This window comes from Caballeronia eucalypticola (assembly GCF_047608185.1).
Taxonomy (GTDB): domain Bacteria; phylum Pseudomonadota; class Gammaproteobacteria; order Burkholderiales; family Burkholderiaceae; genus Caballeronia.
Map to the genome: position 1 here is coordinate 25924 of NZ_JBLKRU010000031.1, position 22169 is coordinate 48092.

Sequence of the window (22169 nt, forward strand, 5' to 3'; positions counted from 1 at the left end):
GACGTCGCGGTGACGCTTGCAAGACGTCTAGATGAATACACGAATTTGCCCCGTTCGAGACACGGGGCCGTGTGCTCGCTGACAGCTCGCAACCAGCTGCCAGGATTAATCCAAATTAAAAGTATGAATCTTTTCGGGCGCGGCGGGAATCGCCGCGCGATTAGTCTTCTGGGAGCTTCATGTTGTGCGGCGCACACCCTGCGGCCAGACCATGCGGTCTTAATTGCCGATTCAATCCAATTTCGAGTTGTCTGGGATACCGGACAGCCCAGTCCAATGGCACGCATGGTTTTATTTGGCAAAACAATACGGTTGAATAAATATTCGCTTGAGCCAGGTCGCGGCTAGTAAGACAATCCGTTTCATCCGACGATAATCGGATCATGCGATTCAAATATCTACGGTAGTTCAAACAATTCGGCCCGACACAGCCGACAGCCATCGTCAACGAATAAGGCTGCTAAAACTAACCCGAGAACATGCTCAACGCCCTGCTCCCGCCAACCATCACGCCTGCGCTTCGGCTATGTTTCCACCGCCGTTCAATGGATCAGCAACGGCCGTTATCGACGGTCACCATGGCTTTTACCGTGGTGGCGTTCCTGATTTTCGTCATCGCCCGCGCCCACGTAACAGGTATCGGCTTACCGCTCTGGCCGCGCCTGACATGCGCAGTCGCCCTGCTGCTGCTGGTCGCGGCGATCCCCAAGGCGCCGTCCACGTTCCTGTTCGGCCTGATCGGCGTGCTCTATGTGGTAATCCTGCAGATTGGGATTGTGATCAATGTCGAAGGCGTGGAGAAGCCGCTCTTCTGGATGCTGCCCGCCGGCATGGTCATCCCTATTTGTGCGGCGCCGCTGTGGCTGACGCCGCGGCATTTCCTCCTGGGAACGATTGCGTTCTACCTCGCCGGGCTGCCCTTCGTCATGGCCGCGCCCTTCACGCACGACGACTATGTCTTATGCGCAATGTGGGTGGCTATTGGCGTCCCGACAGCGACCGCGTTCCATTTCGGCTTTTATTGGTTCCGGCTTAACCATTTCCTGCTCGAAGAGAAACTGCGGGCGCTCGCCGCAACCGATCCCTTGACCCAGCTCCTGAACCGGCGCGCTTTTCTCGAGCAGGCGGGACAACTGCTGAGCGAGACGAAAGGTGACGACGAAGTCGTCAGCGCGATCTTCCTGGACATCGATCGCTTCAAGTCTCTGAATGACCAGTACGGCCATGTGCGAGGCGACGAAGCGCTGCTGGATGTCACCAAAGTCCTGAACGATGCTGTGCCCGCCCACGCGGTGGTCGGCAGGCTGGGTGGAGAAGAGTTCGCGATCCTTATCAAGGCAAACGCTGCCGATCGCGCGACCACGCTGGCCGACACGCTTCGTATCCTCATTGCATCGATACTCCGGCCCGATGGTTTTCTCACCGCCAGCTTTGGCGTTGCGCATCGCCGTCCGAACGAGAGCGCCACCGAGCTGCTCGATCGTGCCGATGAAGCGCTATTGCGCGCGAAACACGCGGGCCATAACCGGGTGTTCGTCGAGCAAGCGCGGCGGGTCGAGCGCGTACGCGCCACGGCGCTGGATGAAGACACTGAGACTCCGGTCGACGAGGAGCCGGTCGTTGTCACCCGCTGGGGTGCGTTCGATTTGTTCACCCACTACCAGCCGGTGTACAGCTTGTCGCATCAGAAGCAGGTGGGATTCGAAGCGCTGCTTCGCGGCTTTGACCAGCATGGCACGCCGCTGCAGCCCGATAAATTATTTGCTCCGCAATCGAATTCCGGTATCAACGACCTGGATTCGCTGACTCACCATCTCCATCTCGCGAACGCCCGCAAGCGTCTGCCGGATGACTGCTGGCTCTTCCTGAACGTCGCGCCGTCCACTTTCATCCAGCCGGGTTATGAGCAGACGCTGGCCGCTATCGTATTCGAAGCAGGACTCGATCCTCGCAGAGTAGTGCTTGAGATTCTCGAGTCCGAAGGAGTGTGCGTCGAGGAGCTTGCGCTCGCCGCGTGGCGGTATCGCGGCTGCGGGTTTCTCATTGCAGTCGATGACTTCGGCGCGGGCCACTCCAACCTCGACCGCCTGCTGCGCATCCAGCCCGACTTCGTCAAGCTCGACGGCGCGTTGATTCGCGCGAAGAGCCGTGCCTCGGATCAGCCGCTGCTTCCCACCATTGTTTCGCTGCTGCATCGGGCAGACATGCTGGTCGTAGTGGAAGGGATCGAGACGACCGAGGAGCTCATCCTGGCGGTGGAATCGAACGTCGATTTTGCTCAAGGGTTCTTGCTGGGCAGACCGAGCGCCACGCTGCCCTCTGCGGCAGCGGTCACGCGGCGCATCGATCACGCATTCGATGTCATTGCCGAAGGCCGCGCCGTGCGCTCCGCGCGCTTCGAAACGCAGTTGGCGCCGTATCTCGGCATGCTCACCCCCGCAGCGGCGGCGTTGACGGACGGCGCCACGGTGGAAGACGCCATCGCGCCCATGGCGAAGATGGACCTGTGCAAACGATGCTTTGTCCTCGACGATACCGGGCGCCTTTTGGGGCAGGAAATTACCGGCCACGCGGAATCGGGCGTGGACTTCCGGCTCGGGCCGTTGTTCGCGGCGCAATCGGGACGATGGGATCATCGGCCGTATTATTGGAAGGCGGTGGCTAACATGGGAAAGGCTGTGTTCTGCCAACCGTATTTATCGCTGACCAGCGGGCGCGCGTCGGTAGGTGTGACCATGGCGTTCATGTGCGACGAGCGAGTGATGGTTGTCGGGAGTGAACTTGACTGGACGTCGCCGCACTTGGCGTGGCCGACGGCAGAGTGATGACGGAATAAAGGCGGAGTAAAGGCGAAAGTGCGATGACGACGAATGATGCGTGGCTATTCCAGATCAGGATCACGGTCTCACCCGAGACCGCTGCCATTTTGCGTGGAGATCCACAGCGGATGCCCCCTGCGCTACGTGATTTACTACATCGGCATGGCGCCTCGTTGAAATGCCAGTTCGACGCATTTTTCGACTATGTCAATGAAGCAAAAAGACTTGGCCCAGAAAAATATCTGCTTTATGAATGGACCAAGGAGACAATCGAAAATCCTGAGAAAAAAGCTAAATATCTTCGGTCCTTCACTGTTTATTCAGAGGGCGAAGAGGTGTATCCCGGAGAGATAGCAGATCTGCTGCAAACTGAATTGTCAGCGCTGGCAGCGGCCACCGGGATCGAGCGAGTAGTCAAGATTGACACTAATACGGCGAACAATCCGCAACCCCCTAAGCGCGGGCAATAGCGCACCACCTCCGTAGATGCCCAACGCCGAACGACGGAACATCGCGCGCCGCTCCGCATCGCAGTCCAATTACAATGCCCTGGATGAATTCCCCTCCTCTACAGCATCGGGTGCGAGACCTGCTCACTTCCTATTTCTGGAGTGGCGATGTCATCCGTAGCCGGCGCGTAAGCGACATCGTGCTAACAGGCGCCGTCGACGTGCCTGTGCCCGCGGCACGTCTGCTTGCAGATTGGGAACGGGAGACATCGTCGCGCATGGATCTCGAAGCCGGGGAAGTCGAAGCAATGCCTCTGGCTAGATCGCTCATGCGCTGGCCGGACTACAAGCGTTGCGTTGAGGCGGTGTCGGACTGGACGTGCGCGCTCGGACTGCGCGACGTGCTTGCAGAAAGCGACGTAGCGCTCATGGCGTGCCGCGGAGCCAAGTACCATCATGACGGTGCGCAATATGGCGGCGCGGCCTTTTGCAATCTCTTCATGAGCGAAGACAAGGGCCTGGACTTGCATTTCCCCTCCGCGGGCCATCGAATTCCCCTGACCCGGGGGACTGTCGTGATATTCGACACCGGCCAGCCTCATGGCGTTATCCAACGCGGCGGCAGCGGTTTTAACGTGGCTGACTTCACGCCTGACCGGGATTGCACGCAGATATTCCTGACCTGGGAGCTTCCAATTGAAGATACTCGTGTTGGGAACGCGCTTAAGGTTGCCTTCGACGTCGACCCGTCGACCTCGATGCAACTCGACCAAGAACAAATCTGGGTGAACAGCGCAAAGGCCAACGTGTGCCCGGATTCTGGCAGATGGTGTCCGGTCGATTGATCATCAGGATCACTGTGCGCTTTTGCGGCCCTTGACCGTTGACATCGCCTTAAAAAACAAAGATCATAAAGTCATGAAACAGATCAACGTACAGCTCCCGCCAGCTTTCTACACCGGTTCACCAGCGGTGGGTTAGCGCGCGTCCGTATGCTGCTCAAACAAACCGCCTTCTGAGGCGGTTTTTTTTTGCCATTTTTCAGGCCTTCTTTCTCTTTCCCATAGTGAGGTGAATGATGAACACACTGAAGAGAAACGCCATTTCTCCGACGAGAGCGGAGAACTACGCAGAGTGGTATCAGCAAGTAGTCGATGCAGCAGAGCTGGCGGAAAACTCCCCTGTTCGGGGCTGCATGGTCATCAAGCCGTGGGGGCATGCGCTCTGGGAAAACATGCAGCGCGAGCTTGACGATATGTTCAAGGAAACGGGGCATCGCAATGCCTATTTTCCGCTGCTTATTCCTAAGTCGCTGCTTGAGAAAGAGGCGGAACATGTCGACGGCTTCGCGAAGGAATGTGCCGTCGTTACGCACCATAGGCTTATCCACGCGGAAGACGGGTCGCTGATTCCTGATCCCGCAGCCGAACTTGAGGAGCCGCTGATCATTCGCCCCACGTCCGAAACGATCGTTGGGGTCATGTTCGCCAAATGGATCCAGAGTTATCGCGATCTGCCTTTGCTGATCAATCAATGGGCCAATGTAGTCCGCTGGGAAATGCGCACGCGCCTGTTTCTGCGCACTAGCGAATTCCTGTGGCAGGAAGGACATACCGCGCACGAGACGGAATCCGAAGCGCGCGAAGAGGCCACCCGCATGCTCGATATCTACACGCGCTTTGTTGAAGACTATCTGGCAATACCGGTCATCCGGGGCGTAAAAAGCGACAGTGAGCGCTTTCCTGGCGCCGTCGATACATACGCCATTGAAGCGATGATGGGGGATCGCAAAGCCCTGCAGGCAGGGACATCGCATTTCCTTGGACAGAATTTCGCCAAGGCGGCGGGCATCGAATTTCAGGGACGTGAACGAGGCAGCAGGCAGTTTGCCTGGACCACATCGTGGGGTACGTCCACGCGGTTGATCGGTGCGCTGATCATGGTGCATGGTGACGACGACGGCATTGTCTTGCCGCCGCGCATCGCGCCCGCTCAAGTCGTTATCTTGCCGATCCATCGTTCGGAAGACACGAAAGCCTTGGTGGATGAATACATCGATAGCGTCGCCAGCCGATTGCACTCCATGCATTTCGTCGACAGAAGAGTTCGCGTTGAGATCGATCGCCGCGAATCACGGGGCGGTCAGAAGCAATGGGAGTGGATTAAAAAAGGGGTTCCTATCCGGCTCGAAATCGGTCTTAGGGATAAGGAAAACGGTTCTGTCATGTTGTCGCGCCGTGATCGTGAATCATCTGAAAAAATATCGGTTCCGCTCGCAGAGCTTCCTGAAACCGTCATGTCATTGCTCGACGAAATCCAGCGCGGATGCTTCGAGCGCGCGCGAGAGTTTCGCTCTGAAAACACGCGCACGATTTCAAATAAGTGCGACTTCGAGAATTTCTTTAAACCGCAAGCCGGACAACAAACCGATGCTCGCGGCGGTTTCGCGTTAGCAGCATGGTGCGGCGACAAAGTTTGCGAGAGCTGGGCAAAAGAGGCTTTGAACGTGACTATCCGATGTCTTCCCTTCGATCAGCCGCACGAAGACGCCGGCTCAGGATGCGTCGTCTGCGGCAAACCCAGAAGCACCGTTGCGCTCTTTGCTAAAAACTACTGAGATCAAGCTTGGCATGTTTGCCATATTCATCGTGAGAAAAATGCCTCGACGCCACGCGCATCGGCGTGAGGTTTCCAGTCGCAACAATACATGTCGAAATATGTCACGGTGGGTATCGTCCGCTCGGAAACCCCCGTCTGGCGGGCCTCCGGCCCGGTGACACCGCGTGACATATCTTCGTTGATGATAAAAATTACGCGCACTCCTATAGTCCGTTCATCGCCACGCCGCAGTGATCGAAGTGGCCCCGAACCCAATAGGAGATTGTGTGAATACTCGTTCGTTCGTCCCCCCGACCACCGCATCCGTACGCGGCGCCCTGCGCAAACTCGTGCTTGCCGCAACCGTCGCCATGCTGGCCCTCAGCAGCGCGTCAGCTTTCGCCTGGTCGCAGCACGGCACCGCTTACACATCGCGTGGCACCTATAACAGCGCCCACTACGGCTCATGCAGCGGTGGCAGCTGTTCGCATGCAGGCGGCGTCGCTGGCCCTTATGGTGGCTTCGCGTCCAACACGGGTACGGTCACTCGCAATGCACCGGGCGAGTTTTCGAATTCGGGCACCGCGACCGGACGCTATGGCAACTCCGTGCAACACGCCGGCGACACCAACTGCGCGGGCGGCACCTGCTCGCACACGAGCACCCTCACCGGACCGGACGGCAAGACGGCCTCCACATCCGGCGACGTGACGAGAAACGCTCCGGGCCAGTATTCATCGTCCGGGTCGATCACCGGATCGAACGGCAACACGATCGATCATTCGGCATCGACGAATTGTGCGGGCGCTACGTGCTCCCGTTCGGGCACAGTGACTGGTTCGGATGGTGGAAGCGTCTATCACTCTGGTTCGGCAACGCGGGTTGCGCCGGGCGTTGTCACGACCTCGGCCAGCGCAACAGGTACCTACGGCCACACCGTAACAACAAGCGGAGTGGTGACCACCACGGGCGTCGTCACCACGGGCGGCACGACGGTCGTCGTCGCGCCCAAGCCGGTGGTGGTTGCTCCTCCGCCCGTGTATGTACCGCCGCCTCCGGTTGTGTATGTGCCGCCTGCGCCTGTCGTCTATGTGCCGCCGCCTCCGGTCGTCTATGCACCGCCCCCGCCGCCGCGCGTGTACGTTGCGCCGCGCGTTGTGTACATGACGCCTGCGCCGCGCCCTGCCGTATGGGTACCGGCTCATTGGGTCGGCAACATCTGGGTACCGGCGCACTGGTCATGAGCGATAAGGTGGAAGGCGCCTTAACGAGTGTCAACTGCAGGCCGATCGAGAAAATCTGGCATTCTATGGCGACCACACAACATGAACGCCGCCGCGCCCGCCTGATCCCCGATGCCAAATTATCTCGATGCTTCAGCCCTCGTTAAAATCGCATTGCACGCAGAGTCGCTAGCCGCAGGGCCTTGCAATTGCACACGCACGCCGCTTGACGGATGGAACTCCCAGCCGGTTTCTCTCGACGAAGAGCGCCTCGAGGAAATCGGTACGCTGATTGTGGATGACGATCTTGAGCCGAGTTATCAGGAGCACTTGCCGGGCAATATCGATTATTGGTCCCCCGAGGCGCCCATCGCTCCGCGTTTTTTTCCGTATAACCGCTGCACCGTATGGCAATGCACGCAATGCAGCCGCGTTTATCTTCGATACACCGAAGGCGGAGGTTACTTCGTTGACCGTCGTATCCGCGCGGTGAATTCGGCCTTGATCCAGGACGTTCCTCTGTAAGCGCGCGAGGGACTGCCGAACGCCGCCCTCCGCTACTTCGCGGGAGACGTCGGCTGGGCGGGCAGAATCAAATGTGCGAGCGCGGCGTGTGCCTACGGCCAAAACCGCATCGTCAAGCAATGGCCGTCAGACGGAACAACGCCACTGCATCGTTCAACTGCCTGCTCTGCTCTTCGAGCGACACCGCCGCCGCAGAAGCCTCTTCCACCAGCGCCGAGTTCTGCTGCGTCATCTCTTCCATTTGCGCCACCGTCACGTTGACCTGCTCGATTCCCGTGGTCTGCTCGCCGGAAGCAAGGCTGATCTCCGCCATGATCGCGCTGACGCGCCTGACCGCTTCGACGACCTCGACCATCGTCGCGCCGGCATGAGCCACGAGTTGGCTGCCGTCCTTCACGCTCGACGTCGACGTACCGATCAACTCCTTGATCTCCTTCGCCGCCGATGCCGAACGTTGCGCCAGGCTTCGCACCTCGCTTGCCACGACTGCGAAACCCCGGCCCTGCTCGCCTGCCCGCGCGGCTTCCACGGCCGCATTCAAAGCGAGGATGTTGGTCTGGAACGCGATCCCTTCGATCACGCCGACAATACCGACGATCTTGTCCGAGCTGCCCGAGATCGCGTCCATGGTCGCGACCACGCGGTTCACTACATCGCCGCCACGCAGCGCAATGTCCGATGCACCCGCTGCAAGTTCGCTGGCGTTGCGCGCGTTGTCGGCGTTCTGCCTGACGGTAGCGGTCAACTGCTCCATGCTCGATGCCGCCTCCTGAAGCGACGCAGCCTGCTGCTCCGTCCGCGCTGACAGATCAAGATTGCCACCCGAGATCGCATGCGCGTCCCGCACGATGGTCTCCGCGCTCGAACGCACTTTGCGCACCGTCTGTGCAAGCCCTTCCTGCATGCCCTTCAATGCGTTGAGCATGTAGCCCATCTCGTTGTTGCGCTGGACCGTCACGGTGCTGGTCAGGTCACCGGCCGAAATCCGCCCGAAATAATCGACGGCCATATCGATCGGCCGCACGATCGCCCGGGTCAAGATCCGCTGCGCGAAAAAGCCGATGACGAGGGCGACAACCGCGGCGGCGCCGAGGGTCCAGAGCATGGCTTCGAAACGTGCATCGGTGGTGTCGAAGCGGGCTTTCTGGCGCTCGACCTGGAAATTTTCCAGCGCGGTCAGCGCGCTTTGATAATCGGCGAACAGCGCGGGCGGCGCTTCCCGCTGAGTCGTGAGGAAATCGACCAGATTGTCCTGATCGAGTTCGGTCAGCGCCTTCTGGAACACCTGGGCGAGCAGTTGGTCGCGCCGCGCCTGCATTGCATCGATAAGCGCCTTCTCCGCCGGCAACGGCGCGTGAAGCTCCCGGAAAGCGTCCAGTTCCTTGTTGCTCTCTTCAAGAAGCGCGTGCTGCCGGGCAATTTCGCGCTGGGCGGGCTTGCCGGCGCTGATCAGTTGCTCGACTTCGCCGAATCCGGCGCGCAGCAACAGCAAGCGCTCCGAGCTGGTTTTAAGGTGCAGCACGGAAGCGGTATCGTCTCGATACATCTCCCTGAGCGCTGAATTGCTGCCGTACAAACCCAGGATGCCCGCCGCGATGACCGCAATGAGCAAGACGGTGTAAATGGAGATCGTCGCGACCAGGCCGCCGCGAATGGTCATGTGTTTGCGCATAAGGGCTAGTCCCCACTGCGTCGCTGTAGTACGCGGCGCAACAGGTCTGTATCCTCCGGATATCTGGGGCGAACCGTAAAGGGAACCACTGGGATCAAGCGTCGATTGATCAGATAACGGCAGCGCGAGGTCTGAGGATTTATCGGAAGGCGACGCCGATATGGCGTATAGCGACATCGATGCGCGTTCGTGGTGCGTGGTCCCGTCCTCCACCGGTTGTTCGCCCCTACGGCACTTTTTTAAGCATGGATGTATGACTGATTCGACCTTCAAGCGCTTTTCCGAACCCGAGATCGCCGCGGTCTACCGCGCGATCCACGAACGCCGCGACATGCGGCATTTCACCAACGCCCCCGTCGACGGCGATCAAATGGCGCGCTTGATCGAGGCCGCGCACCATGCGCCAAGCGTCGGTTTCATGCAGCCCTGGCGTTTCGTGCGAGTGACTGACCGGACCCTGCGCACCGCGCTGCATGACGTCGTGGAAACCGAGCGGCGCGCCACCGCCGAAGCGCTCAACGAACGCAGCGACGAATTCATGCGGCTGAAGGTCCAGGGCATCCTGGACTGCGGCGAGGTCGTGGTCGTCGGCTTGATGGAAAATCGCGAGCGTCATATTTTCGGGCGCAGGACGCTGCCGGAAATGGACCTGGCATCGGTCGCGTGCGCGATCCAGAACATGTGGCTGGCCGCACGCGCCGAAGGGCTCGGCATGGGCTGGGTGTCGCTGTTCGACGTGGAGGCAGTCCAACGGCTGCTGCATATGCCTGCGAACGCCAAGCCGGTTGCCATCCTGTGCATCGGGCATGTGGAGCATTTCTACGACGAACCCATGTTGCAGGCAGAAGGTTGGGCCAGACGTGTGCCGACATCGAGTTGCGTTGAAGAGAACCGCTGGCCCGAGACCCGTGCGGATGCCTGACGCCGCTACGCGTCTCGATAAACTTCTGCCAGTTTGAAAAGCGCGACGGCCGCGTTCATCTGCGCTGCCTGCGTTTCCAGCGACGCTGCCGCTGCGGCCGCCTGCTCAACCAGCGCCGCGTTTTGCTGCGTCACCTGGTCCATCTGCGCGATCGCCACGTTGACCTGCTCGATACCGGTGGTCTGCTCCTCTGACGCCACCGTGATCTCCCGCATGATGTCCGTCACTCTGCCTACCGCGATAATGATGTCGCTCATCGCGCTGCCCGCGTTCCGAACCAGCACCGAGCCGTTGCCAACACGCTCCACCGACGTGGTGATCAGTTCGCGAATCTCCTTCGCGGCCCCGGCCGAACGCTGAGCCAACGCGCGCACTTCGCTCGCAACAACCGCGAACCCGCGCCCTTGTTCGCCCGCACGCGCCGCTTCAACTGCTGCGTTGAGCGCAAGGATATTAGTCTGGAACGCGATCCCTTCAATCACGCCGATGATCTCCGAAATTTGCTTTGAACTGCTATTGATACCGTCCATGGTCGACACCACGTCGGCTACGACCTGACCGCCGTGACCGGCAGTTGCCGATGCGGTTTGTGCGAGGCCGCTTGCTTGCCGGGCGCTGTCGGCGTTCTGGCGTACCGTGCTCGTCAGTTGGCCGATGCTCGCTGAAGTTTCTTGCAACGATGCCGCTTGTTCCTCGGTTCGTTGCGACAGGTCGATATTCCCCGACGCTATCTCGCGCGTTCCCACGGCCATCTGTTCCGTGCCGTTGCGAACGCCGCCGACTATCGTGCTCAAGCCGCGTTGCATTGTCGACAGGCCTTCTATCAAGAGCCCGATTTCATCGTGCCTGCGCGCGTTTAGCCGGGTTGCCAGGTTGCCGCCGGCAATCTCCGTGCATGCATCGACTGCTGCACGCAGCGGCACGATCACGATCCGCTCCAACGCAACACGGGAGAAGAACGCCAGTACAAGACCGGCCGCGAGCAGCGTTGAAGCGATCCACGTAACCGTGCGGGTGCGTTGTTGCGATGATTCAAAGCGCGTCTTGCCGTGCTCGAATTCCATGGCGACAAGCGGCTGCAGCGCGGCATCGTAGGCGCTGAATGCGTCCTTGATCTGGTTCTCGTTGAACTCGCGGACATCGCTCGCGCGCTTCGATTCCAGCGCCTCCACTGCCGGCAGCAACGTCTGCTGCACGAGTTGCTTGCGCGCGATGTCCGCGGTCTGCATGAGCGTTTGCTCTTCGTGTCCGCTCGCCAATACTGCAAACGCTTTCCATGCCGCATCCGCGCTTTCGATGGCGCCGCGAGCATCCCGCAGCAACGCGAACGACGCTGCACTGCCCGCACGCGGATCGTAGTCCTGCAACGCCGTGCGCGCGATCAGCAAGCGGATCGTGTCCTTGGCGAGCAGGTCAAGACCACCGGTGTCCTGCATGTAGAGCGCTCGCATGGACGCGTCCGCCGTTCTCGCCGCATAGATGCTGTAGCCGCCCGTGGTAGCCAACATGATGGCGAAAGCCGCCACCAGGATACTGAGCCATGCCTTGATGCTTACCGCTGTTTTCATCGAATCTCCATACGATGCGCCGATTCGCGCGATGACATCGGCCCGTGCCGACCCTTTCCTTACGGCGTAGGAATGGATAAGTTTAGGCGGGCGAGTGGGCGATGCAGGTTGCAACCAGGCGTCGCAAAGCCCTGTTGTATAAGGCTCTGGCGGGCGTGATGCTGGACTGGACGGAGATTTTGCAAATACCGGTTATACGCGTGGCAACACGGTTTTGACTTTTGATGGCAGAAGGCTCGTCATTCCGATGCTGGCATGCATGCCTTCAGCCTCGCGTCGATCACTACAACAACTTCGCGCGTATCGTAGGCGAATCTGCGTCACCGGCCTTTTCATCGCCAACGCACTTGCAGTTCCGAAAAGCCACGATGTAATATGACGTCTGATATCGTATGATATTGCCGGGATATTTCGGCGTCCAACTCAAGGCGTCAAGCCAGAGGAAGCCCAGCCATGACACCGTCTTTGCCGCACCAGCTCTACCAGCCCTTGCCCAACACGTTTCGCCAATCGGTCCTGAAGAGCGAAACGCAAATTGGATGCTGGGCCTCGCTCGGCAGCCCTATTACGACCGAACTGCTCGGCATGCTGGGCTTCGACTGGATCCTGCTCGACGCCGAGCACGCGCCTAACGATGTCCTTACGCTCATTCCGCAACTCATGGCGCTTAAGGACAGCCGCAGCGCCCCCGTGGTGAGGCCGCCAGCTAATGACAGCGTGATAATCAAACGGCTGCTTGACAGCGGCTTCTTCAACTTCCTGATCCCTTTTGTCGACGGCGCCGCCGATGCGGCTCGCGCCGTCGCCGCGACGCGTTATCCGCCGCAGGGAATTCGCGGGGTATCGGTGGGTCATCGAGGAAACCGTTACGGGACTGTAAGCGACTATCTGAACACCGCGAACGACAATATTTGCGTCGTGGTGCAGATCGAAAGCCGGAAGGCGGTTGAAGCAATCGACGAGATCCTTGCCGTCGACGGCGTTGACGCCGTGTTCCTTGGCCCGTCGGATCTGGCGGCATCATATGGACACCTCGGCAATGCGAATCACCCGGACGTGCAGCAGGCCATCGCGCACGTCTTCGATCGAGCCCGCGCCGCAGGCAAGGCAAGCGGCACACTGGCGCCCGTGCAGGCCGAAGCAGAACGGTATCTTTCGATGGGCTGCCAGGTGATCGCCGTTTGTGCCGACATGGGCCTTCTCAGGAATGCGGCGCAAGCCGTGCAGAAACATTTCATGCAGACGTAGCTTGATGCAAGCAGGACGCAAGCAAAAGCACCCAGACAACTTGTGGAGATAGACATGCAAAAAGCAGGCTTCATCGGTCTTGGCATCATGGGCAAACCCATGGCCGAGAACCTCATCAAGAACGGCGTGGCGCTGGCGGCGTTCACGCGCAGCGGCGTGCCAGACACGCTGACCCAGGCTGGCGCGGTTGCATGTGACAGCCCGGCCGCGATCGCGGCGCAATCGGATGTGATCTTCATCATGGTGCCGGATACGCCGGACGTCGAGCGTGTCCTGTTCGGCGAAAACGGCGTAGTCGCCGCGTTGCGCGCGGGTCAGGTCGTGGTGGACATGAGCTCGATCTCGCCCATCGCGACCCGCGAGTTCGCGGCGAAGGTGCGCGAACGTGGCGCGGAGTATCTAGACGCGCCCGTATCAGGTGGAGAAGTCGGCGCTAAAGCCGCGTCGCTCACGATCATGGTCGGCGGCTCGCAAGCCACCTTCGACAGCGTGAAACCGCTCTTCGACATGATGGGAAAAAACGTCTCGCTGATCGGCGAAGTTGGTGCGGGGCAAGTCTGCAAGCTGGCAAATCAGGTGATCGTCGCGGCGACGATCGAAGCGGTCGGCGAAGCGTTGTTGCTGGCGTCCAAAGCCGGGGTCGATGCAGAGAAAGTGCGTACTGCATTGATGGGCGGTTTTGCGTCATCGCGCATTCTGGAAGTGCACGGCGAACGCATGACCAAACGCACGTTCAATCCGGGCTTCCGCATTGAATTGCATCAGAAGGATTTGAACCTCGCGCTCTCGACGGCGCAGTCGCTTGGCGTGTCGCTGCCCAACACCGCGACATGTCAGGCGCTTTTCAATGCTTGCGTGGCGCATGGCGGCAAAGCCTGGGATCACTCAGGCATGGTTCGCGCGCTGGAGGTTCTGGCCAACCACGAAATCGGTCAGACGCCGGCTGGCTGACGATCTGAGATTGACCAAATAAAAAGGGCATCGCAGTCAACATCGCGATGCCCTTTTTTCATGCCATCAAACCTTATTCTTTCGCTTATCCCTTCGTCACGCTCGCCGGCAAATCGCGGCCGTGATACTTCTTGTAGATCGTGTTGAGCGCGCCACTTTTCTGGTTCGTGCTCACCCAGTTATTGACCCATTCCTTGAGCTTCGGCTCGTCCTTGTTCATCGCAATGCCCAAGTCGAAATCCTTCTGCGGGAACTTCAGTTCCAGATTGCGGTTAGGCGCGCGCTTGACCATTTCGGCGAGGTTCGACGGTGTGCTGGAGAAGATGTCGACCTGCCCCGTCACCACCGACGTAATCAGCGTCGCGTCGTCCTCATAGCGCTGAATTTGTGCGCCCTTTGCCAACTGCGTCGTGATGGTGTCGTTGACGGTGGCACGCGTCAAGCCGATTGTCTTGCCGTTCAGGTCATCGTAATTCTTGACGCTCACGTTTTTCGTGCCGCCTACGATGATCGTGATGACCGCATAGGGAATCGAGAAGTCCACGACCTTCGCGCGCTCAGGCGTGATCGACAAATCCGCGATCACCAGATCCGCGCGCTTGGCTTGCAAGGTCGGTACGCGCGCTGCATTCGTGATCTGAACGAGTTCGAGTTTCACGCCCAAGTCTTTCGCTAACGCCACGGCCGTGTCCACATCGGAACCGGCCGGCTGAAGGTTGGCATCGGCGTAGCTGAAGAGCGGCGTGCCCATTGCAATCGCCACACGGATCTTGCCTGCTTTCTTGATGTCGTCGAGCTGGTCGGCCATCGCGCTGTGCGCTACGCCTGCGAGCAATAAAGCGGCCACGCAGCCGCGCATGATGAATCGGTTTGTCTTCAAAGCAGTCTCCATTTTTCTGGTCGGTTCAAAATTTATTCAGACTTGTGCTGCTAGTTAAAAGCTACAGGCCGTTATTCAGGAACGTTCGCAACTCGAGTGTCTGCGGTGCGTCAAGCATGTCGCCGCTGCCCACTTCCCAGACCTTGCCCTGGTGCATATAAATGATCCGGTCCGCCATGCGCTTGGCGAACGCCATCTCGTGCGTGACCAGCAACATGGTCATGCCGTCCTTCGCCAGATCCTCCATCACGCGCAGCACTTCGCCCGTCAGTTGCGGATCGAGCGCGGATGTCACTTCGTCGAACAACATGACCTTCGGCGACATCGCGAGCGAACGCGCTATTGCCACACGCTGTTGCTGTCCACCTGAAAGCTGCTCCGGGTAGGCATCGGCTTTTTGCGCGAGGCCGACCTGGTCGAGTACCTTCATGGCGACGCGGCGCGCTTCATCGCGTCCGAGTTTTTTCACGTGGCGCAGCGCCAGCATGATGTTTTCTTCAACGGTCAGATGCGCGAACAGGTTGTAGCTTTGGAATACGATGCCCACTTCGCGGCGCAACTGGTGCAGGTCCACCTTCGGGTCATCGACACGAATGCCGCATACCTCGATCGTGCCCCGGTCGATGGTTTCCAGACGGTCAATACAACGAAGCGCTGTGCTCTTTCCCGAACCGCTTGCGCCGATCACGGCGATCATTTCGCCTTTGGCCACTTCCAGTGACACGCCCTTGAGCACCTGATTCGAGCCGAAGCTCTTATAGACGTCCCCGAGCTTAACGATTGCCGACATTGAGCTTTTTCTCCATCGATTGGCTCCAGCGCGAGAGCGGATAACACAGTACGAAATAGAAGGCCCCGACCAGCCCGAACACGAGGAACGGCTGAAATATCGAGTTGTTGATGATCTGGCCGGCACGGGTCAATTCAACAAAACCGATCACCGAAGCAAGCGATGTCATCTTGATGACCTGCACCAGGAAACCCACCGTTGGCGGCAGCGCGAGACGCAGCGCCTGCGGAATGATCACGAGGCGCAAGGTCTGCCAGCGCGTCAATGACAGGCATTCGGCGGCTTCCCATTGAGGCTTGGGCATGGCGTCAATACAGCCGCGCCAGATGTCGCCCAGATACGCGCTGGTGTAGACCATCAGCGCGAGGCCGGCCGCGACCAGCGCCGGCACCTGGAAGCCGTACACGGACAAACCGAAGTAGACGATGAACAGCAGGATCAGCAGCGGAATGCCTTGAATGGCTTCGATATAAACCATCGCCGAGCGGCTAAGCCAGCGGCGTGGCGAGATGCGCGCGAGCATCACGCCGAAGCCGCCGATGCTGCCCAGCGCGAACGCGAGCGCCGAGAGCACGAGCGTCCACCAGATCGAGTGCACGAGATAAAACAGATGTGCCGTCGTGAAGCCGCCGGTCATGCCGCACCTCCGGGGATCACCGTATCGATCTGTCCTTTATCCGGCACCGGCTTGCCAGCCCGTTCCGCAGCTTGGCGCATGACCCGCCGACGCTTGAACGCGACCTCGCCGACGGCCCACGCAATCAGCTTGATCAGCAGCGATAACGCGAGATACAACAGCGCCACGACAATGTAGGTTTCGAGCGAACGAAAGGTATCGGATTGCACGGTATTGGCCGTTGCAGTGAGCTCTTCCGCGGAGATTTGCGACGCGATCGCCGAGGCCTGCATCATCAACAGGAACTGGCTGGTCAGCGCGGGATAGACCTTTTCGATGGACGGTTGAAGCATCACATGCCAGCCGATCCGCCAGCGCGACAGCCCCAGGCATTCAGCCGCCTCGATCTGCCCGCGCGGCACCGATTCAAGGCCTGCACGAATGATCTCGGCTGCATAGGCGCCGATGTTGATCACCATCGCGAGCGCAGCGGCCGTGAACGTCGGCATGCGCACGCCGAAGCCGGCAAGCCCGAAGTAGAGCAGGAATATCTGCACGAGAAACGGCGTGTTGCGCACGGCCTCGATATAGATCGAGCAGAGCCACGATAAAAGCCGGTTCTTGCCGCGCTTCGCAAAGGCGACCAGCGTACCCAGGATCACACCGAAAAACACCGCCACGGTCGTCATCTTCAACGTCAGCCAGGCGCCTTTCAGGAAGACGGGCCAGTACGGAAGCAGCGGGCTGAAGTCGAGAGAAAAAGTCATCGCAGCAAGGTCTAGGTTGTACATGCATGGCGCAGTCGTTCGTCCCCACCCGCCCGCGCGCGGCGCCGCCCGTTACCGGGCTGGCGGCCTTATTTCAACTTCTTCTTCAACTTAATTTCCCACTTCATTCGAACGGTCCGGTGGTGGTGAACGCCCCGCCCTGCAGCACCGCAACGGCACTGCCGGGCTCAGGCGCCGGCTGCGCGTCGATCTTCGCCCGGAAGGGCTCCGATGAGTCGCGCGGCACGAAACCGAGCTTCGATGCAAACCGGTTATCCCACCATGTGAACTTGTTGTCTGACATCCCGTAGACCACGGTATGGCCGACATCCGGTGTAAAGAGGCTGCGTTGCAGGAGCTCGAGCAGGTCGTCGTAGCTGAGCCAGCTCGCCATCATCCGGCGATCCTTCGGCTCCGGAAACGCCGAGCCGATCCGGATGCTCACCGTCTCGATTCCGTAGCGATCGAAGTAGAACTGGGCCACGTCTTCACCGAACGATTTGGACAAGCCGTAGTAACCGTCGGGACGACGCAGCGCATGCGCGTCGATCTTCTCGTCCTGCCGATAGAACCCGGTGACGTGATTGGAACTGGCGAAGATGACACGCTTGAGGCCATGCCGGCGGGCGCCTTCGTAGAGGTTGTAAACCCCCTTGATATTGGCTTCCAGCACTTCTTCGAAGGGCCGTTCCACCGATACGCCGCCGAGATGGATGACCGCGTCACAACCCGCAACCAGGGCGTCGACTGCCTGCTTGTCCGAGAGATCGCAAGGGATGACTTCTTCGTGCGGCGCCGCGTCCGATGGCAGCGCAGCCGGCAGATCCGAGACCCTGATCCTGTCCGCGAATGCGCTCAAGCGCGAACGAATGGCTTTGCCTACGCCGCCGGCTGCGCCGGTCAGCAACAAACGCTTGAACGGAACTACGTGATCTTGAGTGGCCATGTCAGCCTGTCTCCAATAAGCGCGGCTACCGGGAGCTTTCGTGCCCCTTTCGGTCGGATCACCGCTTGATTTCATCTTTTATTGTACGTTGTCATATGACTACAGCGTGCATATAATCATTCGCAAATCCGTTTGTCAACTTTGGTGAAACATTATCCCAACCGAGGTAGCCGTGCAGAGACCGACTCGTGCCGTCTTCGAAACCCCGGCCTACCCTCATGTGCGGCGTAGCCTGACGACTGAACTCGTCGATGCGCTGCGTCAGCAGATCGAGACTGCCGAACTCAAGGTGGGTGCCCGGCTCGCGACCGAAGCGGAGATGGTGCAGCGCTTCAACGTGAGCCGCACGGTTGTCCGTGAGGCATTGTCGAAGCTGCAGGCTGCCGGACTCGTGGAGACGCGGCATGGCATTGGCACCTTCGTCTGCGAGGCGCCGGGCAAGGGGCTCTTCCAGCTCGACCCTGCGGACGTGGCAGGTTCCATCGACGCCCTCGCCGTGCTCGAGCTACGCATCAGCCTGGAGACCGAGAGCGCCGGGCTGGCCGCGGCGCGATGCGATACCGCGCGTATAGCGGCCATGCGGCGCGCGCTGAGCGACTTCGAGCGCAACGTGGGCGAAGCGAACGGGACCATATCGCCCGATATCCGCTTTCACCTCGAGATTGCGCAGGCAACCGGCAACCGCTATTTCGTGGACATCATGACGCACCTTGGTACCCACATGATCCCGCGTACCCGCCTCACCGCCACGCAGATTCCGCCCGACCAGTACGCGGATTATTTGACGCGCGTGAACCGCGAGCATGAACAGATCTGCGATGCCATCGAGCGAGGCGACGCGGACTCGGCGCGTACCGCCATGCGGCTGCATTTGATCAATAGCCGCGAACGTCTGCGACGCGCGCAAGAAGGCGTTTGAGCGCGGCGCCGACGTCACCTCACGCTACTTCAGCAGCGCATTTGTTTTGCGTGGAGCGGCCACGGAAGCGCGGTTCGTGACCGTCACGGGAAACTCGCGATAGATCGTGTATGCAGTCCCGTAGCACGCGTTGAGCAGCCATCGAACGGCGTTTTGCGTGAGGTCGGCGGTCGGGATGTGGACCGATGTCAGGCCTGGTGCGGAGAACGCGGCGGAGTAATCGTCGTCGTAGCCTACTACCGACATCTCGTCCGGCACCGAGATGCCTGCTTGCTGCAAGCACGACAACGCGCCGATGGCCATGGTGTCGTTGGCGCAGAACAGTCCGGTGAATTTTTTCTTCGACGCCAGCAGGTCCTTCACCGAGTCAAATCCGCCGTCTGGTGAAAAGTCCGATTCGATCAACTGAACCTCGGCCCGGTCGATGCCGTTGCGCGCGAGTTCGTCGAAGAAACCGGTGATCCGTGCGTGATTGTCGGACGCTTGAAAAGGCCCTGAAATCACGGCTATTTTCTTGTGTTTGTGCGCAAGCAGCGTCTGCGCTGCCAGCACCCCGCCGCGATGATGATCTGCACAAAACGATGCTTCCGGCATCTGTGCGAAGTCTCGATTGAGGAACACCATTTTCGGATGCATGTGGTGGAGCTTGATGAGGTCGTCGTCGTGGAGGTCGTGGCTGGTCACGACTACGCCATCGCAGTCGCGGCCGATCAGGAATTGCACGGCTTCGATTGCCTGGTCGCGGGGGGAGTCGTCGCCGCAGCCTGTTGCCACGACCACGTGGCGATGGACCTTGCGCAGCTCCGTGTCGGTCTGTTTGAGGATGGTGCCGTAGTACGGGCCGAAGAACGTTGGCACGAAGATGCCGATCATGCCGAGGGATTGCGTTGACAACGCGCGGCCGATTGAGGATGGCCGGAAGTTCAGCTCGGCGATGGCGGCTTGCACGCGTGCGAGTGCATCGGCGGAGACAGGTCCGCGGCCGGAGATGGCACGCGATGCGGTGGACATGCCAACGCCGGCTAGGGCCGCAACGTCCTTCAGGGTCGCCACTGGTGTTGCTCCGGGGTTTTGAGGTGCACTTTTTTTGTTCGCTCGCGCTTGGTGGGGGTTGGTCGGTTCTGGGGTGCGTGGTCGGGGTTGATGCCGGGTTGCACGGGTTCTGCGTTAGCGGTCGGGTTCATTGCCGGGTTGCTAGGTTCCTGCGTTAGCGGTCGGGTTCATTGCCGGGTTGCTGCTTTCCAGGTCTTCGCGGGTTTAGTGTTGGATGTTTTCTTTATCACTATTAGCCACTGTGCGTGGCGGCACGTCATTTCTTGGTCCTTAGCGACAAAGAAACGAAGCAAAGAAAACGCTTTCACCGCTCTACCCTAAGTGTCCACAGCGTGCAGTTCCATTTCATGGGTGCCCCAAAAGAACGGTGCTCGCAAGAGCCACGGATGTGTGAACCCCTCTTTCTCCGAACACGGATACCCCACGCTTCGCCACCAGTGTTTGAACCTGCCCAAGGCACACCCCGCGCTATCCGCCTAGAACCCACCACCGAATTTGTACGCACTTCGAACCACGTCGCCAACCCACCTTAAAACGAGGCCTCCGAAATGCGTGGGGCCGTACTCAACAAAACGCCCATACGACCAGCCAACAGAGTCACCAAAATTTCGAGCAGTAAGTACACGTCAGCCTTTGATTGCGAAGTTGGGCGCGCGTCCGTAACGCGTACCTCTCAGCCACGCTACTAAGAAACGAAGCCTCGAAAGCTCGTCAAGCCGTGCGGGTTTCCTTGGCAATTGTGCTTGCCCGAGAGCGTACGGGGCGAAGCGTTTTACTGTCAGGATTCGCGAGAAGGAGGGTTTCAAACATCCGGTGCTCTTGCGAGCACCGTGCTTTTGGGGCGCCCATGAATAGAAACTGCACGCTGTGGACACTTAGGGTAGAGCGGTGAAAGCGTTTTCTTTGCTTCGTTTCTTTGTCGCTAAGGACCAAGAAATGACGTGCCGCCACGCACAGTGGCTAATAGTGATAAAGAAAACATCCAACACTAAACCCGCGAAGACCTGGAAAGCAGCAACCCGGCATTGACTCAGACCGCTAACCCAGGAACCGACCACCCCCAACATACCCCCGCCCACAAACACCCAGACCAAAACCTCCCGCTAACCCCAAGCGCCAGCGACCCTCACATCCGATCGCCACCAACCTCATCGAACAACGAAATACGCTCGCTATTAATAGAAAACCCAGTCACCTCATCCACCGCCGCCAACGCAGTATCCTGCGCAATCGACGCAATCTGGACACCATGATAATCGAGCCAAATTACCCGATGATTTCCCATCGGCTCAACCAGCGATACCGTCCCCCGATGCCCAAACCCCGGATCGATCGACACGTCCTCAGGACGCACACCCAACACGCATGACTGATTCTCCGACGGTGACCGAAGAAACGGATACTCCGACACATCAATGTCAACGTGCTCATTGCGAAACCGCATTTCCCCACCCTCGCGATGCAACGCCCCCTTCAACAAGTTCATACCCGGCGAACCAAGGAACGTGGCAACAAACAAATTGTTCGGATGCGCATAAACCTCCGCCGGCGTGCCGATCTGCTGAATCACCCCGCCACGCATGACCGCCATGCGGGTCGCCAGCGTCATCGCTTCCACCTGGTCGTGGGTCACATAGATCATCGTGGCGCCCAGACGCTTATGCAGTTGCTTCAACTCACGCCTAAGCTCCGTACGCAACTTTGCATCGAGGTTCGACAGCGGTTCATCAAAGAGAAACACGTCCGCTTCCCGCACAATCGCCCGCCCGATTGCCACGCGCTGGCGCTGCCCGCCCGACAACTGCGCAGGCCTGCGTTTGAGCAAAGGCCCAAGCTGCAACATCTCGGCCGCGCGCGAAACGCGCCGCTCAATCTCGGCCTTGGGCGTGCCCGCAATGCGCAAACCGAACGAGAGATTTCGCTCCACATTCATGGTCGGATACAACGCGTAAGACTGAAATACAAGCGCGATACCGCGATCTTTCGGATCGGCCCATGTCATGTCCTGACCACCAATTTCGATGCTGCCGCCGCTCACATCGATCAGCCCCGCAATGCTATGCAGCAAGGTGGATTTGCCGCACCCCGAGGGGCCCAGCAAGACAAGGAACTCCCCCGGTTCAACTTCAAGGTCCAGCGACTCGATAATCGTATTCGAGCCAAGCTGGATCTCCAGGTCGCGGATTGAAACGTTCGACATGACTGTAGACATGAAAGAGCCCT

The 22169-nt window shown here is 59.5% G+C and carries 18 protein-coding genes and 1 pseudogene; 10 read left to right on the forward strand and 9 right to left on the reverse strand.

Annotation, left to right across the window (positions count from 1 at the left end; translation table 11 throughout):
* The first annotated feature begins 479 nt into the window (after nt 1-479).
* The 6 genes from ACMX25_RS28150 to ACMX25_RS28175 all read left to right on the forward strand — a co-directional run bounded on the left by ACMX25_RS28150 (nt 480) and on the right by ACMX25_RS28175 (nt 7614).
* Nucleotides 480-2825, forward strand: a complete 2346-nt coding sequence (locus tag ACMX25_RS28150) for an EAL domain-containing protein (RefSeq protein ID WP_414953272.1) — start codon at nt 480-482, stop codon at nt 2823-2825.
* 35 nt (nt 2826-2860) lie between these two features.
* The gene (locus ACMX25_RS28155; RefSeq protein WP_414953273.1) at nt 2861-3289 is read left to right on the forward strand and encodes a hypothetical protein; all 429 of its coding nucleotides are present in this window, start codon (nt 2861-2863) and stop codon (nt 3287-3289) included.
* Nucleotides 3290-3372: 83 nt separating this feature from the next.
* Nucleotides 3373-4113: a hypothetical protein gene (locus tag ACMX25_RS28160; RefSeq protein ID WP_414953274.1), complete on the forward strand. Its 741-nt coding sequence runs from the start codon at nt 3373-3375 to the stop codon at nt 4111-4113.
* Between the two features lie 233 nt (nt 4114-4346).
* Nucleotides 4347-5885 (forward strand): proline--tRNA ligase, encoded by a 1539-nt coding sequence (gene proS / locus ACMX25_RS28165; protein WP_414953325.1) that lies wholly within the window; start codon nt 4347-4349, stop codon nt 5883-5885.
* 352 nt (nt 5886-6237) lie between these two features.
* Nucleotides 6238-7110 (forward strand): hypothetical protein, encoded by an 873-nt coding sequence (locus ACMX25_RS28170; RefSeq protein WP_462686300.1) that lies wholly within the window; start codon nt 6238-6240, stop codon nt 7108-7110.
* A gap of 111 nt (nt 7111-7221) precedes the next feature.
* The gene (locus ACMX25_RS28175) at nt 7222-7614 is read left to right on the forward strand and encodes a hypothetical protein (protein WP_414953276.1); all 393 of its coding nucleotides are present in this window, start codon (nt 7222-7224) and stop codon (nt 7612-7614) included.
* Nucleotides 7615-7726: 112 nt separating this feature from the next.
* Here the strand turns inward: ACMX25_RS28175 and ACMX25_RS28180 are convergent, their stop codons facing one another.
* Complete coding sequence (locus ACMX25_RS28180; RefSeq protein WP_414953277.1) at nt 7727-9286, reverse strand: methyl-accepting chemotaxis protein; 1560 nt, start codon at nt 9284-9286, stop codon at nt 7727-7729.
* 253 nt (nt 9287-9539) lie between these two features.
* On the opposite strand from ACMX25_RS28180, the gene bluB reads away from it, so the two are divergent.
* Nucleotides 9540-10208, forward strand: coding sequence for a 5,6-dimethylbenzimidazole synthase (gene bluB / locus ACMX25_RS28185; protein ID WP_414953278.1), 669 nt, complete (start codon nt 9540-9542; stop codon nt 10206-10208).
* Nucleotides 10209-10213: 5 nt separating this feature from the next.
* Here the strand turns inward: bluB and ACMX25_RS28190 are convergent, their stop codons facing one another.
* On the reverse strand, nt 10214-11776 hold the full coding sequence (locus tag ACMX25_RS28190) for a methyl-accepting chemotaxis protein (protein WP_414953279.1): 1563 nt from the start codon (nt 11774-11776) through the stop codon (nt 10214-10216).
* A 453-nt stretch (nt 11777-12229) separates the two neighbouring features.
* Between ACMX25_RS28190 and garL the strand changes: the two genes are divergently transcribed.
* Nucleotides 12230-13024 (forward strand): 2-dehydro-3-deoxyglucarate aldolase, encoded by a 795-nt coding sequence (garL, locus tag ACMX25_RS28195; RefSeq protein WP_414953280.1) that lies wholly within the window; start codon nt 12230-12232, stop codon nt 13022-13024.
* Between the two features lie 36 nt (nt 13025-13060).
* Nucleotides 13061-13975, forward strand: a pseudogene (locus ACMX25_RS28200) (2-hydroxy-3-oxopropionate reductase); the annotation flags it as partial.
* Between the two features lie 85 nt (nt 13976-14060).
* Here ACMX25_RS28200 and ACMX25_RS28205 read toward each other — a convergent pair.
* From ACMX25_RS28205 to ACMX25_RS28225, 5 genes are all read right to left on the reverse strand, one after another.
* Nucleotides 14061-14834: a transporter substrate-binding domain-containing protein gene (locus tag ACMX25_RS28205; RefSeq protein WP_414953326.1), complete on the reverse strand. Its 774-nt coding sequence runs from the start codon at nt 14832-14834 to the stop codon at nt 14061-14063.
* A gap of 82 nt (nt 14835-14916) precedes the next feature.
* Complete coding sequence (locus ACMX25_RS28210) at nt 14917-15645, reverse strand: amino acid ABC transporter ATP-binding protein (RefSeq protein WP_414953281.1); 729 nt, start codon at nt 15643-15645, stop codon at nt 14917-14919.
* On the reverse strand, nt 15629-16282 hold the full coding sequence (locus ACMX25_RS28215) for an amino acid ABC transporter permease (protein WP_414953282.1): 654 nt from the start codon (nt 16280-16282) through the stop codon (nt 15629-15631). The genes ACMX25_RS28210 and ACMX25_RS28215 overlap by 17 nt, the downstream gene beginning before the upstream one ends.
* The gene (locus ACMX25_RS28220) at nt 16279-17028 is read right to left on the reverse strand and encodes an amino acid ABC transporter permease (protein WP_414953327.1); all 750 of its coding nucleotides are present in this window, start codon (nt 17026-17028) and stop codon (nt 16279-16281) included. Before ACMX25_RS28220 ends, ACMX25_RS28215 begins: the two co-directional genes overlap by 4 nt.
* Nucleotides 17029-17152: 124 nt before the next feature.
* Nucleotides 17153-17974, reverse strand: coding sequence for an NAD-dependent epimerase/dehydratase family protein (locus ACMX25_RS28225; protein ID WP_414953283.1), 822 nt, complete (start codon nt 17972-17974; stop codon nt 17153-17155).
* Nucleotides 17975-18146: 172 nt separating this feature from the next.
* Here ACMX25_RS28225 and ACMX25_RS28230 point away from each other — a divergent pair, with 172 nt between their 5' ends.
* Complete coding sequence (locus ACMX25_RS28230; RefSeq protein ID WP_414953284.1) at nt 18147-18893, forward strand: FadR/GntR family transcriptional regulator; 747 nt, start codon at nt 18147-18149, stop codon at nt 18891-18893.
* 24 nt (nt 18894-18917) lie between these two features.
* On the opposite strand, the gene ACMX25_RS28235 is transcribed toward ACMX25_RS28230, so the two are convergent.
* Nucleotides 18918-19946: a LacI family DNA-binding transcriptional regulator gene (locus ACMX25_RS28235; RefSeq protein ID WP_414953285.1), complete on the reverse strand. Its 1029-nt coding sequence runs from the start codon at nt 19944-19946 to the stop codon at nt 18918-18920.
* A 1126-nt stretch (nt 19947-21072) separates the two neighbouring features.
* Entirely contained in the window at nt 21073-22158 is a 1086-nt protein-coding gene (locus ACMX25_RS28240) for an ABC transporter ATP-binding protein (protein ID WP_414953286.1), read from the reverse strand.
* Nucleotides 22159-22169: the final 11 nt, after the last annotated feature.

Excerpts from the sequence above, each read along its gene's own strand:
- ACMX25_RS28150 (WP_414953272.1), top strand. The coding sequence starts at position 480 with ATGCTCAACGCCCTGCTCCCGCCAACCATCACGCCTGCGCTTCGGCTA.
- ACMX25_RS28155 (WP_414953273.1), top strand. The coding sequence starts at position 2,861 with ATGACGACGAATGATGCGTGGCTATTCCAGATCAGGATCACGGTCTCA.
- ACMX25_RS28160 (WP_414953274.1), top strand. The coding sequence starts at position 3,373 with ATGAATTCCCCTCCTCTACAGCATCGGGTGCGAGACCTGCTCACTTCC.
- proS (WP_414953325.1), top strand. The coding sequence starts at position 4,347 with ATGAACACACTGAAGAGAAACGCCATTTCTCCGACGAGAGCGGAGAAC.
- ACMX25_RS28170 (WP_462686300.1), top strand. The coding sequence starts at position 6,238 with ATGCTGGCCCTCAGCAGCGCGTCAGCTTTCGCCTGGTCGCAGCACGGC.
- ACMX25_RS28175 (WP_414953276.1), top strand. The coding sequence starts at position 7,222 with ATGCCAAATTATCTCGATGCTTCAGCCCTCGTTAAAATCGCATTGCAC.
- ACMX25_RS28180 (WP_414953277.1), bottom strand. The coding sequence starts at position 9,286 with ATGCGCAAACACATGACCATTCGCGGCGGCCTGGTCGCGACGATCTCC.
- bluB (WP_414953278.1), top strand. The coding sequence starts at position 9,540 with ATGACTGATTCGACCTTCAAGCGCTTTTCCGAACCCGAGATCGCCGCG.
- ACMX25_RS28190 (WP_414953279.1), bottom strand. The coding sequence starts at position 11,776 with ATGAAAACAGCGGTAAGCATCAAGGCATGGCTCAGTATCCTGGTGGCG.
- garL (WP_414953280.1), top strand. The coding sequence starts at position 12,230 with ATGACACCGTCTTTGCCGCACCAGCTCTACCAGCCCTTGCCCAACACG.
- ACMX25_RS28205 (WP_414953326.1), bottom strand. The coding sequence starts at position 14,834 with ATGCGCGGCTGCGTGGCCGCTTTATTGCTCGCAGGCGTAGCGCACAGC.
- ACMX25_RS28210 (WP_414953281.1), bottom strand. The coding sequence starts at position 15,645 with ATGTCGGCAATCGTTAAGCTCGGGGACGTCTATAAGAGCTTCGGCTCG.
- ACMX25_RS28215 (WP_414953282.1), bottom strand. The coding sequence starts at position 16,282 with ATGACCGGCGGCTTCACGACGGCACATCTGTTTTATCTCGTGCACTCG.
- ACMX25_RS28220 (WP_414953327.1), bottom strand. The coding sequence starts at position 17,028 with ATGACTTTTTCTCTCGACTTCAGCCCGCTGCTTCCGTACTGGCCCGTC.
- ACMX25_RS28225 (WP_414953283.1), bottom strand. The coding sequence starts at position 17,974 with ATGGCCACTCAAGATCACGTAGTTCCGTTCAAGCGTTTGTTGCTGACC.
- ACMX25_RS28240 (WP_414953286.1), bottom strand. The coding sequence starts at position 22,158 with ATGTCTACAGTCATGTCGAACGTTTCAATCCGCGACCTGGAGATCCAG.